This is a genomic window from Nocardia sp. NPDC055029 (assembly GCF_053608525.1).
The window spans coordinates 107,986-119,967 of record NZ_JBSGVQ010000001.1 but is presented as its reverse complement, the minus strand read 5'-3'; the positions used below and the strand labels follow the sequence as shown (position 1 = coordinate 119,967).

Here is an 11,982-nt window from a genome sequence, read left to right as displayed (position 1 = left end):
AAGGCGCCAGATGTCCGACGATCGGTCGATGGAGGATGCCGTCAGCTCGCCGAACACCGAGATCACGGCACTCGCACAGCAGGTCGCGACCGCGCGCGGCAAGCTCCCGCTCCAGCACGACACGGCGCTCTACGACGCACTCTCCGACTCCGAGATCCGGGCCGAACGGGAGCTCGCCGAATGGATTCGCGCGCAACGACGCAAACAGCGGCGCCGCGCCGTCGCCGACGAACTCGCCGCCGAACAGCGTGACCGGCGTACCGGCAGACTGATCCGCCGGACCGACGAAGCCGACGCGCGCTGGCATCGCAAGGCATTGGCCGCGCGGCGGCGGGTGTCGAGCGCCGATGCCCGGCTCGCCCAGCTGTACCGGCGGGCGGAGTGGTCCTCGCGGGCGCTGATCGGTGTCGTCGTCCTCGGGATGGTGTGGGCCGGGGTCAATGTGCAGCACAACCTCGTGCCCAGTGGTGACATGAGCGATCCGCTGTACTGGCTCAGCTTCGGCATCGAGGCGATGATCTCGATCCCGATCATCACCATCATGGTCGCCGCCACCACCGCCGCCCGGTGGGGACGCGAGCTCGAGCGTGGCAAGGTGCTGGTGTTCGAGCTGGCCTTGCTCGGTACCACCGTGGCATTGAACGCCGGTCCGCACCTGGCCGCCGGGTCCTTCGGCCGCGCAGCCGAATACTCGATCGCGCCAGTGATGGTGGGGGTGGTGATCTGGTTGCATGCGTGGGTGTCGGCGCGGTATGCGCTGTTGATCGAGAGTGCCTCGGTGGAATTGCCCGGGGATGCGAGCTACTCCCCTGTCGAGCGGGTCGTGTCGGAGGCGCGGGCTTCGGTCACGGGGCTTGCCGGAGCCGAGATCGAAGCTGGTCGGCTTGTCGGCACGAACAGCATTGCGGGCTTGGGTGGGTCGTCGAGCATGCAGCCGACAGCCCCAACTATGCAGACCATCGCTGTGCAGGCCGCCACCCCGGAACGGCCTGTGGAGGCAGCTGCCCAGGAACAGCCTGTGGCGCAGGCCGACCCGGCAACAGCGGAGACCGGGGCAGCGGTACCCGTCGCGGCGCCGCGTCATACGGGACAGTCGGAGATCGGCGATGTGCGCACCGAGTTCACCGATGCGCGCACCGAGGTCGCCGCAAGCAGCGAACGGGTTACGTCGCGTGAAGTCGGCTCGCCCGCAAATGAATTCGATGCTCCGACGGCCGCGCCTGCAGGTGAATTCGATGCTCGATCCGCTGATCTCGCAGCGAAGACACCCGTCCGCCCGGCAGCTGAGCACATCGCCACCGCGATGCCGACACACGTGCCCGCACCGTCCGCTCCCGAAGCAGTCGGAAACAGCTCCGAGTCGCAGACCGCGTCCCCGGAACCCCTTGCAGCACAGGTCAGCTCGCCGTCTTCCCAGCCGGAGACTGCGACCGGATGGAGCCAGCCGACCCACGGCGTCCGCCGCCCGTCCACCGACAAGTCGGCCGCGCCCGGCACTCTCGAGCTGATCCACAAGGCCGCAGCCGATCATCGTCGCAACGGCAGCGACCACGCCCGCGTCAACGGTGCCACCCCGACCCTGCGGCGAATACCGGTCACCGCCGCCGCGCAGGCGACTGCCGGCGAAGCCACCGGTACCGACCCGGTTCCCGAGGCGACGGCGCACGCCGGCACCGTCGCCCGTGACCGCAACGGCGACACCGCGGCACCCACCGGTTCGGTAGTGGTGCACAACGATCCACAGCCCCCGGCCGACGAGCCCGAACAGCTCACCCTCACCGCCGAACTCGAGCCCGCTCCCGAGCAGCTGCGCACCACTCCGGCACCTGCTCCGAAACGGCACAGCCCGGACCTCGAGCCGACACGCGCCGCGAAGCAGCAGGTCCCGGGTTCTGAGCCGACGCCCGACGCGAAACAGCACTTCACAGACCCCGAGTCTGCGGCTGCCCCGGAACAGCGGCTCACCGAGCCCGGACCGACCGCTGCCCCGAAGAAGCAGCGCACGGAGGTCGGGGCGGCGAGTGCCGAGGGCATGAGCCACGCGAGCGAGCGGGTGCCGGTGGAGTCCCCCGAACCGATCGAACCGGACCTCGACGACGAAGACGACCTCGCCGACGACGCCTACGACTTCGACGACGACACCGAGGTCCGCGCACTGGCCCGCCAGATCGCCCACCGCAGTCCCCTGCGTCTGACGCTCGATCAGATCGAGGAAATCCTCGAGCTCACCGATCAGTCGTGGTCGGCCCGCAGCATCGGCGCCGAGGTCGGCGTCTCCGGGAGCACCGTCACCAATATCGTCGAATTCGCCCGCAAGATCCGCCAGCCGTACGCCTTCACCGGCTGACCACCTACCGCGCCCCGGCCCCGACTCGATCGGGGCCGGGGACGCTTCACCCCAGCGTCGGACCGGCGACCGCTTTCGGCGCGGACCGCATGCCGACCAGCAGGGCGAGCCCGACGCCCGCCGCGATCCCGAAGATGCCGGCGACCCCGAAACCGGCTCGCGCACCGCCGATCTCGATCATCGATCCGCCCAGCACACTGCCGAAGGCGCCGCCCAGAGTCATCGCAGCGCCATGCCAGCCGATCGCCTCGCCGCGACCGCCCTCGGGAACGATCCGGCTCAGCTGATCGATCGCCGCGGTGAGCGCAGGGGCGCACAGCAATCCGGCGACGAATCCGGTGATGCCGAGCGTCAGCGGCCCGACGGCGATCGCCATCGGCACCGTCACCACGCCGAGCGCGATCAGCAACACATCGGCCGGAATCGGCCGCCGCAGCGCACCGTAGAGCAGACCGCCGAGCAGCGAGCCCAGCCCCCACACCGCCAGGATCACGCCGAGCCAGCGGTCGGCGCCGAAACCGCGCACCGCCGAGACGAAGGTGAGTTCGGAGGCCGACACCACGCAGACCGCCGCCGCCGCGATGCCACACAGGGCGACGAAATCGACACGGAACCAGGCGCGCCGGGCCACCAGTCCGGCGCCGTCCGCGGATTCCTCGGAGCGCAGCTTGGGGTTCCACACCCACAGCAGGATCCCGGCGAGCACCATGCACATCTGATTGCCGAGCAGCGCCGCCGTCGTCGACCAGTGCAGCGCCGCCGCCACCCCGAGCACCGGCCCGACCATGAACGCCGCCTCGACCGAGACCGCCTCCAACGCGAGCGCGGGCTGACGCTGCTGCTCCGTCGTCGCGGCGATGATCGCCAGCCGCACCACACTGAACACCGGGATGTCGTACAGCCCCGAGATCCCCGCGAGCACCAGCAGCGGCAGATACCCGACGAACGGCGCCACCGACCAGCACACGGCCCCGAGCACGATCGCGGGCGCGATGGTCGCCCGCAACCCGAACCGATCCACCAGCCGACCGCGCCATGGCCCACTCGCCGCGACACAGACGGTCACCACCATCGCGAGCGTCCCCGCCTGCAGGAACGACCCGTGCAACGTCTCCACGACATGAACCGCGAGCAGCACCGCCCCGGCGAAGTGCGGAATCCGCACCAACGCCCCGAGCAACACGATATTGCGCACCGCCCCGATCGCCAGCACATCTCGATAGGCCCGCATCGTCGAAGCGTGACAGCCCACCGACCTGAACCGCCACCGAATTTCCCCGGCACGCCGCTACCGCATCAGCAGCCTGGTAACGGTCAGATTCAGCACGGATCAGTCAGCGCACGTCATCATTCACAGTCGTCGGGGAACAGCCGGAATGCCGGGTATCCATTCAGCGGCCGAAGCACGCGGAAGTCTCGGCGATCGAGAGTGAGAATCGCGTCGGTATCGAATTCGGCTGCCAGGGCGACACAGACCGCGTCGACCAAGTCGAGATCGAGACCGTCGTAGGTCGCACGCACCGAGATCGCCGTCTCGAGCTGGGCGGCGTCGACCTGAGCGAGGACCACGCGCGTGGAGGCGATGCGGTCGGCCAGCAAACCGAGGATCCGATCTGCCACCTTTCGCCCTGCCCGGACACTCGCAACATGATGAACTTCGGTCAACGCCATCGGGCTGACCACCAGGGCGCTGGCCGAATCGGCGGCACGCCGCACCGCGAAGTGCTCCGGGTCCGAGCGGTTGAACATCGCGAGCAGTCCCGAAGTGTCGGCGACGACGATCATGCGGATCGATTCATCGCGTCACGAATGTCGTCCTTGCCGATCGGCCCGCCGAGGTCGAAGGTCTCGTCGTCGCCGAGCAGCGGCGTTTCCCACTGCCGATTCCGCAGGAGATAGGCCCGCAGGGCATCGCGCATGATCTCGTTCTTGGACCGGCCTTCGCCATCAGCTTGCGCCGCCAGCGCCGCCTCTTCCTCGTCGGTCAGCCGCATCGTCCATGCCATGACTCGATGGTATCAAAGGTGACACCACTTCGAGATCGCTGGGAAACGACGAAGGCCCGCTTCCCAGTGGGAAACGGGCCTTCGTGCAACGATCTCGATGGATCGAGGAGGGACCTTACTTGGCCTTCTCCAGGACCTCGACCAGACGCCAGCGCTTGGTGGCCGACAGCGGACGGGTCTCCATCAGCTGAACGCGGTCGCCGACGCCGGCGATCTCGTTCTCGTCATGCGCCTTCACCTTGGAGGTGGTGCGAATGATCTTGCCGTAGAGCTTGTGCCGGTGACGGTCTTCCAGCTCGACGACGATCGTCTTGTTCATCTTGTCCGAGACGACGTAGCCGCTGCGTACCTTGCGGCTGTTGCGCTCTTCCTGGTTCTCGCTCATGCCGCATCTCCCTTGCCAGCGGGTGCCGTGGCCAGGCCGAGCTCGCGCTCACGCATGACCGTGTAGATCCGCGCGATCTCGTGGCGGACGACGCGCAGACGTCGGTTGTTGTCGAGCTGACCCGTCGCCATCTGGAAGCGCAGGTTGAAGAGCTCTTCCTTGCTCTCGCGCAGTTTGGCCACGAGCTCTTCTTCGTTGAGCTCGCGGAGCTCTGCGGCCGGTGTTCCGGTAGCCATCAGAACTGCTCCTCCCTGGTCACGATCCTGCACTTCATCGGGAGCTTGTGCATCGCGCGGCGCAGGGCCTCGCGAGCGATCTCCTCATTCGGGTAAGACATCTCGAACATGACCCGACCGGGCTTCACGTTCGCGACCCACCACTCCGGCGAACCCTTACCGGAACCCATGCGGGTCTCGGCAGGCTTCTTGGTGAGCGGGCGGTCGGGGTAGATGTTGATCCAGATCTTGCCGCCACGCTTGATGTGGCGGGTCATCGCGATACGCGCCGACTCGATCTGACGGTTGGTGACGTAGGCGGGCTCGAGAGCCTGGATGCCGTACTCACCGAACGCCACCGCGGTGCCGCCCTTGGACATGCCGGAGCGACTCGGGTGGTGCTGCTTGCGGTGCTTGACCCTACGGGGCATCAGCATGCGTCAGCCCTCCTGACTCTCTGCCGGAGCCTCCGCCACTGCAGTGGCGGCACGCCCGACCTCGGTGCTGGTCGCGGTGGTGCCGGTGGCGCCGGACCGACGAGGGCGGCTCGGACGCTCGCGACGCGGGCGCTCCGGAGCAGCAGCGGCAGCGGTCAGCTCACGACGACCACCGACGATGTCACCCTTGTAGATCCAGACCTTCACGCCGATGCGACCGAAGGTGGTCTTGGCCTCGTAGAGGCCGTAGTCGATGTCCGCGCGCAGCGTGTGCAGCGGGACGCGACCCTCACGGTAGAACTCCGAGCGCGACATTTCGGCGCCACCGAGGCGGCCCGAGCACTGCACGCGGATGCCCTTGACGTTCGGCGAACGCATGGCCGACTGGATGGCCTTACGCATCGCGCGACGGAACGCCACACGGTTGGACAGCTGCTCGGCCACACCCTGAGCAACCAGCTGCGCATCCGACTCGGGGTTCTTGACCTCGAGGATGTTCAGCTGAACCTGCTTCTTGGTGAGCTTCTCCAGCTCGGCGCGGATGCGGTCGGCCTCCGCGCCACGGCGACCGATCACGATGCCGGGACGCGCGGTGTGGATATCCACACGGACGCGATCACGGGTGCGCTCGATCTCGACCTTCGAGATGCCTGCCCGCTCCATGCCGGTGGCGAGGAGCTTGCGGATCTGAACGTCTTCCTTCACGTATTCCGCGTACTGCTTGTCCGCGTACCAACGCGACTTCCAGTCGGTGGTGATACCGAGGCGGAAGCCATGGGGGTTGATTTTCTGTCCCATTTACTTTGCCCCTCCCTTCCGGCGGCTACGAGTGGCGCCGGCGGTGGGCACGCTCTCGACCTCGATGGTGATGTGGCTCGTGCGCTTGCGAATCCGGAACGCGCGGCCCTGGGCCCGCGGCTGGAAACGCTTCATGGTGGCACCCTCGTCGACGAAAGCCGTCGAGATGACCAGGGTGGCCGGGTTGAGGCCGAGGTTGTTCTCGGCGTTCGCCGCGGCGCTGGCCACGACCTTGGCAACCGGCTCGCTCGCGGCCTGCGGCGCGAACTTCAGGATCGCCAGGGCGTCCTCGACACGCTTGCCGCGGACCAGGTCCACGACGCGACGCGCCTTCATCGGGGTGACCCGCACGTGCTTAGCGGTAGCGCGGGCAGTCGGGTTCTGAACCGTTTCGGTGTTGGTTTCAGTCATCGCCGCTTGCTCTTCCGGTCGTCCTTGACGTGGCTCTTGAACGTCCTGGTCGGCGCGAACTCACCGAGCTTGTGGCCGACCATGTTGTCCGACACGAACACCGGGACATGCTTGCGACCGTCGTGGACGGCGAAAGTGTGGCCGATGAAATCGGGGATGATGGTCGAGCGACGCGACCAGGTCTTGATGACCTGCTTCGTGCCCTTTTCGTTCTGCACGTCCACCTTCGCGAGGAGGTGGTCGTCGACGAACGGGCCCTTCTTGAGGCTGCGTGGCATTTCTTACCTCCTCCTTAGCGCTTCTTGCCGGTCTTGCGGCGGCGAACGATGAGCTTGTCGCTCGGGCGGTTGGGCTTGCGGGTGCGGCCCTCAGGCTGACCCCACGGGGAGACCGGGTGGCGACCACCGGAGGTCTTACCCTCACCACCACCGTGCGGGTGGTCGACCGGGTTCATGACGACACCACGGACGGTAGGACGACGGCCCTTCCAGCGCATACGGCCGGCCTTGCCCCAGTTGATGTTCGACTGCTCGGCGTTGCCGACCTCGCCGACGGTGGCGCGGCAGCGCACGTCGACACGGCGGATTTCACCGGAGGGCATACGCAGGGTCGCGTACGGCCCTTCCTTGCCCAGCAGCTGAATGCTCATGCCTGCGGCACGGGCCATCTTGGCGCCGCCGCCCGGACGCAGCTCCACGTTGTGGATCGTGGTACCGGTCGGGATGTTGCGCAGCGGCAGGTTGTTGCCCGGCTTGATGTCGGCCGTGGGGCCGGACTCGATCGGGCTGCCCTGCTGGATGCCCTTCGGCGCGATGATGTAGCGCTTCTCGCCGTCGGCGAAGTGCAGCAGAGCGATGTTGGCGGTGCGGTTGGGGTCGTACTCGATGTGAGCGACCTTGGCCGGGATGCCGTCCTTGTCCAGGCGACGGAAGTCGATGACACGGTAGGCACGCTTGTGACCGCCACCGCGGTGACGCGTGGTGATGCGACCGTGCGCGTTACGACCACCGGACTTGGTGAGCGGGCGCAGCAGCGACTTCTCCGGCGTCGACCGGGTGATCTCGGCGAAGTCCGAGACGCTGGAGCCACGACGGCCCGGCGTTGTCGGCTTGTACTTACGGATTGCCATGAGTTCTTCTCTACTTTCTGGATGACCAGCCGCTTACGCGACCGGGCCTCCGAAGATCTCGATGGGCTTGCTGTCGGCCGAGATGGTCACGAGCGCGCGCTTGGTGTCCTTGCGCTTGCCGTAACCGAAGCGGGTCCGCTTGCGCTTGCCCTGACGGTTGGCGGTGTTGACGCTGGTGACCTTGACGCCGAAAACCTTCTCGACGGCGATCTTGATCTGCGTCTTGTTCGAATCCGGGTGCACCAGGAAGGTGTAGGTGCCTTCCTCGATCAGTCCGTAGGACTTCTCCGAGATGACCGGTGCGAGCAGGATGTCGCGGGGGTCGGCGATGGTGCTCACTTGCTCTCCTCCTGGGCCGCCTCGGCGGGACCGTGAACGAACGCGTTCAGGGCCTCGACGCTGAACACCAGTTCGTCGCTGTTGAGGACGTCGTAGGTGTTGAGCTGATCCGGGGCGATCGGCAGCACGTTCTGCAGGTTCGCCACGCTCTTCCACGCGGCGACGTCCTCGCGACCGACGACGACCAGGAACTTCTTGCGGTCCGACAGCTCGGACAGGAAGCTCTTGGCGGCCTTGGTCGACGGGGTCTGACCCGCGACCAGCTCGGTGATCACGTGGATGCGCTCGTTGCGGGCCCGGTCGGACAGGGCGCCACGCAGGGCGGCGGCCTTCATCTTCTTGGGGGTCCGCTGGCTGTAGTCACGCGGCTGCGGGCCGTGGACGGTGCCACCGCCGGCGAACTGCGGCGCACGGGTCGAACCCTGGCGGGCGCGGCCGGTGCCCTTCTGGCGGTACGGCTTCTTGCCACCACCGGAGACCTGACCACGAGTCTTCGTGGCGTGGGTGCCCTGGCGAGCGGCGGCCAGCTGCGCGATGACGACCTGGTGCATCAGCGCGACGTTGGCGGTCACGTCGAAGATCTCCGCGGGGAGTTCGACGGTGCCTTCGGTCTTGCCGCCTGCGGCCTTAACGGTCAGCGTCAGGTTGGCCTTCTTGTCGAGGCTGGTCATGCGTGCGCACCACCCTTCACGGCGCTCTTGACGATCACGACGTTGCCCTTGCGGCCAGGGATGGCACCCTTGACCAGGAGCAGGCCGTTCTCGGCGTCGACCTTGTGAACCGAGAGGTTCTGCGTGGTGACGCGGTCGTTACCCATACGGCCCGACATGCGCATGCCCTTGAACACGCGGCCGGGAGTGGCGCAGCCACCGATGGAGCCCGGGCGACGGTGCACAGCCTGCGCACCGTGCGAGGCGCCCTGGCCCTTGAAGCCGTGACGCTTCATGGTGCCTGCGAAGCCCTTGCCCTTGCTGATACCGGTCACGTCGACGTAGGTGCCCTCTTCGAAGACGTCGGCGGAGAGCTCCTGGCCGACCTCGAAGGTGGAGGCATCCGCGACGCGGATCTCGGTGACGTGGCGGCGCGGGGTGACACCGGCCTTGGCGAACTGGCCGGAAGTCGGCTTGTTCACCTTGCGCGGGTCGATGGCGCCGAAAGCGATCTGCACGGCCGAGTAGCCGTCGCGCTCCACGGTGCGGATCTGGGTGACCACGTTCGGGCCCGCCTTGATGACGGTGACCGGGACGACGCGGTTCTTCTCGTCGAAGACCTGGGTCATGCCGAGCTTGGTGCCCAGGATGCCGGCTGCGGGCCGGTTCTTGTTGTCAGTCATATCTCGAGTCCCCGTCACTGAATGTTGACGTCGACGCTGGCCGGCAGGTCGATGCGCATAAGCGCGTCGACCGTCTTCGGCGTCGGGTCGAGGATGTCGATGAGGCGCTTGTGCGTACGCATCTCGAAGTGTTCGCGCGAGTCCTTGTACTTGTGCGGCGAACGGATGACGCAGTACACGTTCTTCTCGGTGGGCAACGGCACAGGCCCGACCACACGGGCGCCAGTGCGGGTCACCGTCTCCACGATCTTGCGCGCAGACGCGTCGATCGCCTCGTGGTCATAGGCCTTGAGCCTGATGCGGATCTTTTGTCCCGCCACGCTAAGTGTCCTTTTCTCCGCTTTCCTTCGTGGTCACAGGAGCTGGCTCCTGCACCACCCTCATTTGCACAGCCCGAACACACGAAAGACGCCAGAACGCCACCGGGCACCGCCCAGTCCTCGCCGCTGTTCATCTGTCATGGTTCTCCGGTCCACGCGGTCGGGCGTGTCGCCCATTCGCTCATTCTCCGGCCCTGGTCACTTACTCACCACTGGCCGGGAACGTGGTCCCGAACGTATCCACACCGCCGAAGCGGCGGGATACAAACTACTGCTCGCCTCGCTCCACCTCGCCCGCTCCGAAGAGAAGACAATCCTGCGCAAGGCAACCCGAACAGTATGCACCATGCCGACGACGCTCTTCAAATCGGGGGTCATGAGGTATCGATCACGCCCCTATAGGGGCATCTACCTGGACCGCACCGCCGGCTGGGCTGTGCCGGACCATGGTAGCTGGCGCGACGCTCGCCCTGGTCGGCGGAGGGTTACGCGCTATCTTACTTTTGAGTAAGATAAGGGAATGACACAGGAAACCGCCACGTACCGCGGCTGGAAGAAACTGCCCGACAACCGCATCGGGCACGCGCTGTTCTCGCTCGGCATGGTCGCGCGGGTCCCCTACTTCGGCACGGTGCTGCCGCAGGTGGTGCGGCTCGAGCCCGGCATCTGCGAGGTGACCTCGCCGAAGTGGTTCGGCATCCACAACCATCTGGGCACCTTCCACGCGATCGCGGCCTGCAATCTGGCCGAGGTCGCGATGGGCATGCTCAGCGAGGCCACCGTCCCCACCACCCACCGCTGGATTCCCAAGGCGATGAATGTGCAGTACCTGGCCAAGGCCGAGTCCGGGCTGCGCGCGGTGGCGAAACTGGACGAGATCCCCGACTTCGCGGCGATCACCGAGGGCGTGAACCTGATCGTGCCGGTGTCGATCTACGACAAGGACGGCATCGAGGTCGTCCACGCCGACATCACCACCTGGGTCACGCCGCGCTGACCTGACCTCGCCGGAGACGTCACGCCTCCGGTTGGTTGCGCGCGGGTGCGGGCAGCGGATTGAATGCGGGCGTGAGCGTCGCGCGGGAATTCGATATCTGTGTGGTCGGGTTGGGGCCGACCGGACGGGGGTTGGCGCATCGCGCTGCGGTGGCGGGGTTGCGGGTGGCCGCGGTGGATCCGCGGCCGGAGCGGCTGTTCCCGCCGACGTTCTCGTGCTGGGTGGACGAGCTGCCCGCGTGGTTGCCGGAGAGTGCGATCGCGCAGCGGATCGCGGCGCCGACGGTGTGGACGAAGACCGAGCATCGGATCGAGCGGCCGTACTGCGTGCTGTCCAAGACGGGGCTGCACGCGGCGCTGGCGCTCGACGACGCGACCGTGTTCGCCGATCGGGCGGTTCGGGTCGAGCAGCACGAGGTGGAGCTCGCGGACGGGACGGTGATCCCGGCGGCGACGGTGTTCGATACGCGGGGTCTGCCGACGCTGGGCAAGCGCAGGGCGGCGTCGGCGCACGGGATCTTCGTCGACGCGGAGACCGCGGCGCCGATGGTCGCCGACGGTGAGGGCCTGCTGCTGGACTGGCGGCCGGAGAACGGCGCTGGGCCGGACGAGCCGCCGTCGTTCCTGTACGCGGTGCCGCTCGGCGACGGGACGGTGATCTTCGAGGAGACCAGCCTCGGCCTGCGCGGTGGAATGCCGCAGCACGAACTACGCAAGCGGACGCTGAGCAGGCTCGCGGCGCACGGTATCCGGCTCACCGGGGACGAGCCGCACGAGGCAGCGCACTACCCCCTCGACCAGCCGCCGCCGAAGAAGGGCACCGCGGTGGCGGTCCCCTTCGGGTCACGTGGCGGGATGATGCACCCGTGCACCGGCTACTCCGTGGCCGACTCGCTCGCCCTGATCGACACCGCTGTCAGCGCGGTGCGGCAGGGCCGTGATCCGATCGCGGCGCTGTGGCCGTGGCAGGCGCGCGCGGTGTACTGGATGCGGATGCGCGGGCTGTGGGGTCTGGGCAGACTCACCACCGATCAGTCGATCGCGATGTTCGAGGCGTTCTTCACCGAGTCCGGACGCGGTCAGCGGGCGCTGCTGTCGGCGCACGACGACTACACCGCGCTCGGCGCCGTCCTGTTCAACACGGTCGCCCACACCTGGCCGTTCCGCTGGCGCTACGACCTCGTCGGCTGGACCAACCGCGATCGCTGGCTCGACTACCCGTTCGCGCCCGCGGACGCGGAACGGCACGTGGGCTGACCCACGTGC

The 11,982-nt window shown here is 67.4% G+C and carries 17 protein-coding genes; 3 read left to right on the top strand and 14 right to left on the bottom strand.

Annotation, left to right across the window (positions count from 1 at the left end; all coding sequences use genetic code 11):
- Positions 1 to 10 precede the first annotated feature (10 nt).
- Positions 11 to 2,347, top strand: coding sequence for a hypothetical protein (locus tag ACWF9G_RS00445; protein ID WP_452512539.1), 2,337 nt, complete (start codon positions 11 to 13; stop codon positions 2,345 to 2,347).
- Between the two features lie 46 nt (positions 2,348 to 2,393).
- Here the strand turns inward: ACWF9G_RS00445 and ACWF9G_RS00440 are convergent, their stop codons facing one another.
- The 14 genes from ACWF9G_RS00440 to rpsJ form a co-directional block, all read right to left on the bottom strand.
- Positions 2,394 to 3,578, bottom strand: a complete 1,185-nt coding sequence (locus tag ACWF9G_RS00440; RefSeq protein WP_452512537.1) for an MFS transporter — start codon at positions 3,576 to 3,578, stop codon at positions 2,394 to 2,396.
- Positions 3,579 to 3,694: 116 nt separating this feature from the next.
- Entirely contained in the window at positions 3,695 to 4,132 is a 438-nt protein-coding gene (locus ACWF9G_RS00435) for a type II toxin-antitoxin system VapC family toxin (protein WP_452512535.1), read from the bottom strand.
- Positions 4,129 to 4,353 (bottom strand): ribbon-helix-helix protein, CopG family, encoded by a 225-nt coding sequence (locus tag ACWF9G_RS00430; RefSeq protein WP_452512533.1) that lies wholly within the window; start codon positions 4,351 to 4,353, stop codon positions 4,129 to 4,131. Before ACWF9G_RS00430 ends, ACWF9G_RS00435 begins: the two co-directional genes overlap by 4 nt.
- Positions 4,354 to 4,468: 115 nt before the next feature.
- The gene (rpsQ, locus tag ACWF9G_RS00425; protein WP_189030375.1) at positions 4,469 to 4,738 is read right to left on the bottom strand and encodes a 30S ribosomal protein S17; all 270 of its coding nucleotides are present in this window, start codon (positions 4,736 to 4,738) and stop codon (positions 4,469 to 4,471) included.
- Entirely contained in the window at positions 4,735 to 4,974 is a 240-nt protein-coding gene (gene rpmC / locus ACWF9G_RS00420; RefSeq protein WP_019045024.1) for a 50S ribosomal protein L29, read from the bottom strand. Before rpmC ends, rpsQ begins: the two co-directional genes overlap by 4 nt.
- Positions 4,974 to 5,390 carry a 50S ribosomal protein L16 gene (gene rplP / locus ACWF9G_RS00415; RefSeq protein WP_019045023.1) on the bottom strand — a complete coding sequence of 139 codons (417 nt, stop codon included), beginning with the start codon at positions 5,388 to 5,390 and terminating at the stop codon, positions 4,974 to 4,976. Before rplP ends, rpmC begins: the two co-directional genes overlap by 1 nt.
- Before the next feature lie 3 nt (positions 5,391 to 5,393).
- A complete protein-coding gene (gene rpsC, locus ACWF9G_RS00410; RefSeq protein ID WP_067982377.1) occupies positions 5,394 to 6,188 on the bottom strand; it encodes a 30S ribosomal protein S3 in 795 nt (264 codons plus the stop codon).
- Positions 6,189 to 6,599 carry a 50S ribosomal protein L22 gene (gene rplV / locus ACWF9G_RS00405; RefSeq protein ID WP_189030373.1) on the bottom strand — a complete coding sequence of 137 codons (411 nt, stop codon included), beginning with the start codon at positions 6,597 to 6,599 and terminating at the stop codon, positions 6,189 to 6,191.
- The gene (gene rpsS / locus ACWF9G_RS00400) at positions 6,596 to 6,877 is read right to left on the bottom strand and encodes a 30S ribosomal protein S19 (RefSeq protein WP_019045020.1); all 282 of its coding nucleotides are present in this window, start codon (positions 6,875 to 6,877) and stop codon (positions 6,596 to 6,598) included. The genes rplV and rpsS overlap by 4 nt, the downstream gene beginning before the upstream one ends.
- Before the next feature lie 14 nt (positions 6,878 to 6,891).
- On the bottom strand, positions 6,892 to 7,728 hold the full coding sequence (rplB, locus tag ACWF9G_RS00395) for a 50S ribosomal protein L2 (RefSeq protein ID WP_019045019.1): 837 nt from the start codon (positions 7,726 to 7,728) through the stop codon (positions 6,892 to 6,894).
- Positions 7,729 to 7,761: 33 nt separating this feature from the next.
- Positions 7,762 to 8,067 carry a 50S ribosomal protein L23 gene (rplW, locus tag ACWF9G_RS00390; RefSeq protein ID WP_019045018.1) on the bottom strand — a complete coding sequence of 102 codons (306 nt, stop codon included), beginning with the start codon at positions 8,065 to 8,067 and terminating at the stop codon, positions 7,762 to 7,764.
- Positions 8,064 to 8,738 carry a 50S ribosomal protein L4 gene (rplD, locus tag ACWF9G_RS00385; protein WP_019045017.1) on the bottom strand — a complete coding sequence of 225 codons (675 nt, stop codon included), beginning with the start codon at positions 8,736 to 8,738 and terminating at the stop codon, positions 8,064 to 8,066. Before rplD ends, rplW begins: the two co-directional genes overlap by 4 nt.
- Positions 8,735 to 9,400 carry a 50S ribosomal protein L3 gene (gene rplC, locus ACWF9G_RS00380; RefSeq protein ID WP_019045016.1) on the bottom strand — a complete coding sequence of 222 codons (666 nt, stop codon included), beginning with the start codon at positions 9,398 to 9,400 and terminating at the stop codon, positions 8,735 to 8,737. Before rplC ends, rplD begins: the two co-directional genes overlap by 4 nt.
- Positions 9,401 to 9,414: 14 nt before the next feature.
- Positions 9,415 to 9,720: a 30S ribosomal protein S10 gene (rpsJ, locus tag ACWF9G_RS00375; RefSeq protein ID WP_003938093.1), complete on the bottom strand. Its 306-nt coding sequence runs from the start codon at positions 9,718 to 9,720 to the stop codon at positions 9,415 to 9,417.
- A 520-nt stretch (positions 9,721 to 10,240) separates the two neighbouring features.
- Here rpsJ and ACWF9G_RS00370 point away from each other — a divergent pair.
- Together ACWF9G_RS00370 and ACWF9G_RS00365 are read left to right on the top strand one after the other, a co-directional pair.
- Positions 10,241 to 10,717, top strand: coding sequence for a hotdog fold domain-containing protein (locus ACWF9G_RS00370; RefSeq protein WP_379308034.1), 477 nt, complete (start codon positions 10,241 to 10,243; stop codon positions 10,715 to 10,717).
- A gap of 71 nt (positions 10,718 to 10,788) precedes the next feature.
- Positions 10,789 to 11,973, top strand: a complete 1,185-nt coding sequence (locus tag ACWF9G_RS00365) for a lycopene cyclase family protein (protein ID WP_452512531.1) — start codon at positions 10,789 to 10,791, stop codon at positions 11,971 to 11,973.
- Positions 11,974 to 11,982: the final 9 nt, after the last annotated feature.

Bases quoted from the DNA above. Each gene is read 5' to 3' on its own strand.
- ACWF9G_RS00440 (WP_452512537.1), bottom strand. From the start codon at position 3,578: ATGCGGGCCTATCGAGATGTGCTGGCGATCGGGGCGGTGCGCAATATC.
- rplB (WP_019045019.1), bottom strand. From the start codon at position 7,728: ATGGCAATCCGTAAGTACAAGCCGACAACGCCGGGCCGTCGTGGCTCC.
- rpsC (WP_067982377.1), bottom strand. From the start codon at position 6,188: ATGGGACAGAAAATCAACCCCCATGGCTTCCGCCTCGGTATCACCACC.
- ACWF9G_RS00430 (WP_452512533.1), bottom strand. From the start codon at position 4,353: ATGGCATGGACGATGCGGCTGACCGACGAGGAAGAGGCGGCGCTGGCG.
- ACWF9G_RS00370 (WP_379308034.1), top strand. From the start codon at position 10,241: ATGACACAGGAAACCGCCACGTACCGCGGCTGGAAGAAACTGCCCGAC.
- rpmC (WP_019045024.1), bottom strand. From the start codon at position 4,974: ATGGCTACCGGAACACCGGCCGCAGAGCTCCGCGAGCTCAACGAAGAA.
- rplP (WP_019045023.1), bottom strand. From the start codon at position 5,390: ATGCTGATGCCCCGTAGGGTCAAGCACCGCAAGCAGCACCACCCGAGT.
- rplC (WP_019045016.1), bottom strand. From the start codon at position 9,400: ATGACTGACAACAAGAACCGGCCCGCAGCCGGCATCCTGGGCACCAAG.
- rplD (WP_019045017.1), bottom strand. From the start codon at position 8,738: ATGACCAGCCTCGACAAGAAGGCCAACCTGACGCTGACCGTTAAGGCC.
- rpsS (WP_019045020.1), bottom strand. From the start codon at position 6,877: ATGCCACGCAGCCTCAAGAAGGGCCCGTTCGTCGACGACCACCTCCTC.
- ACWF9G_RS00445 (WP_452512539.1), top strand. From the start codon at position 11: ATGTCCGACGATCGGTCGATGGAGGATGCCGTCAGCTCGCCGAACACC.
- rplV (WP_189030373.1), bottom strand. From the start codon at position 6,599: ATGACTGAAACCAACACCGAAACGGTTCAGAACCCGACTGCCCGCGCT.
- rpsQ (WP_189030375.1), bottom strand. From the start codon at position 4,738: ATGAGCGAGAACCAGGAAGAGCGCAACAGCCGCAAGGTACGCAGCGGC.
- ACWF9G_RS00435 (WP_452512535.1), bottom strand. From the start codon at position 4,132: ATGATCGTCGTCGCCGACACTTCGGGACTGCTCGCGATGTTCAACCGC.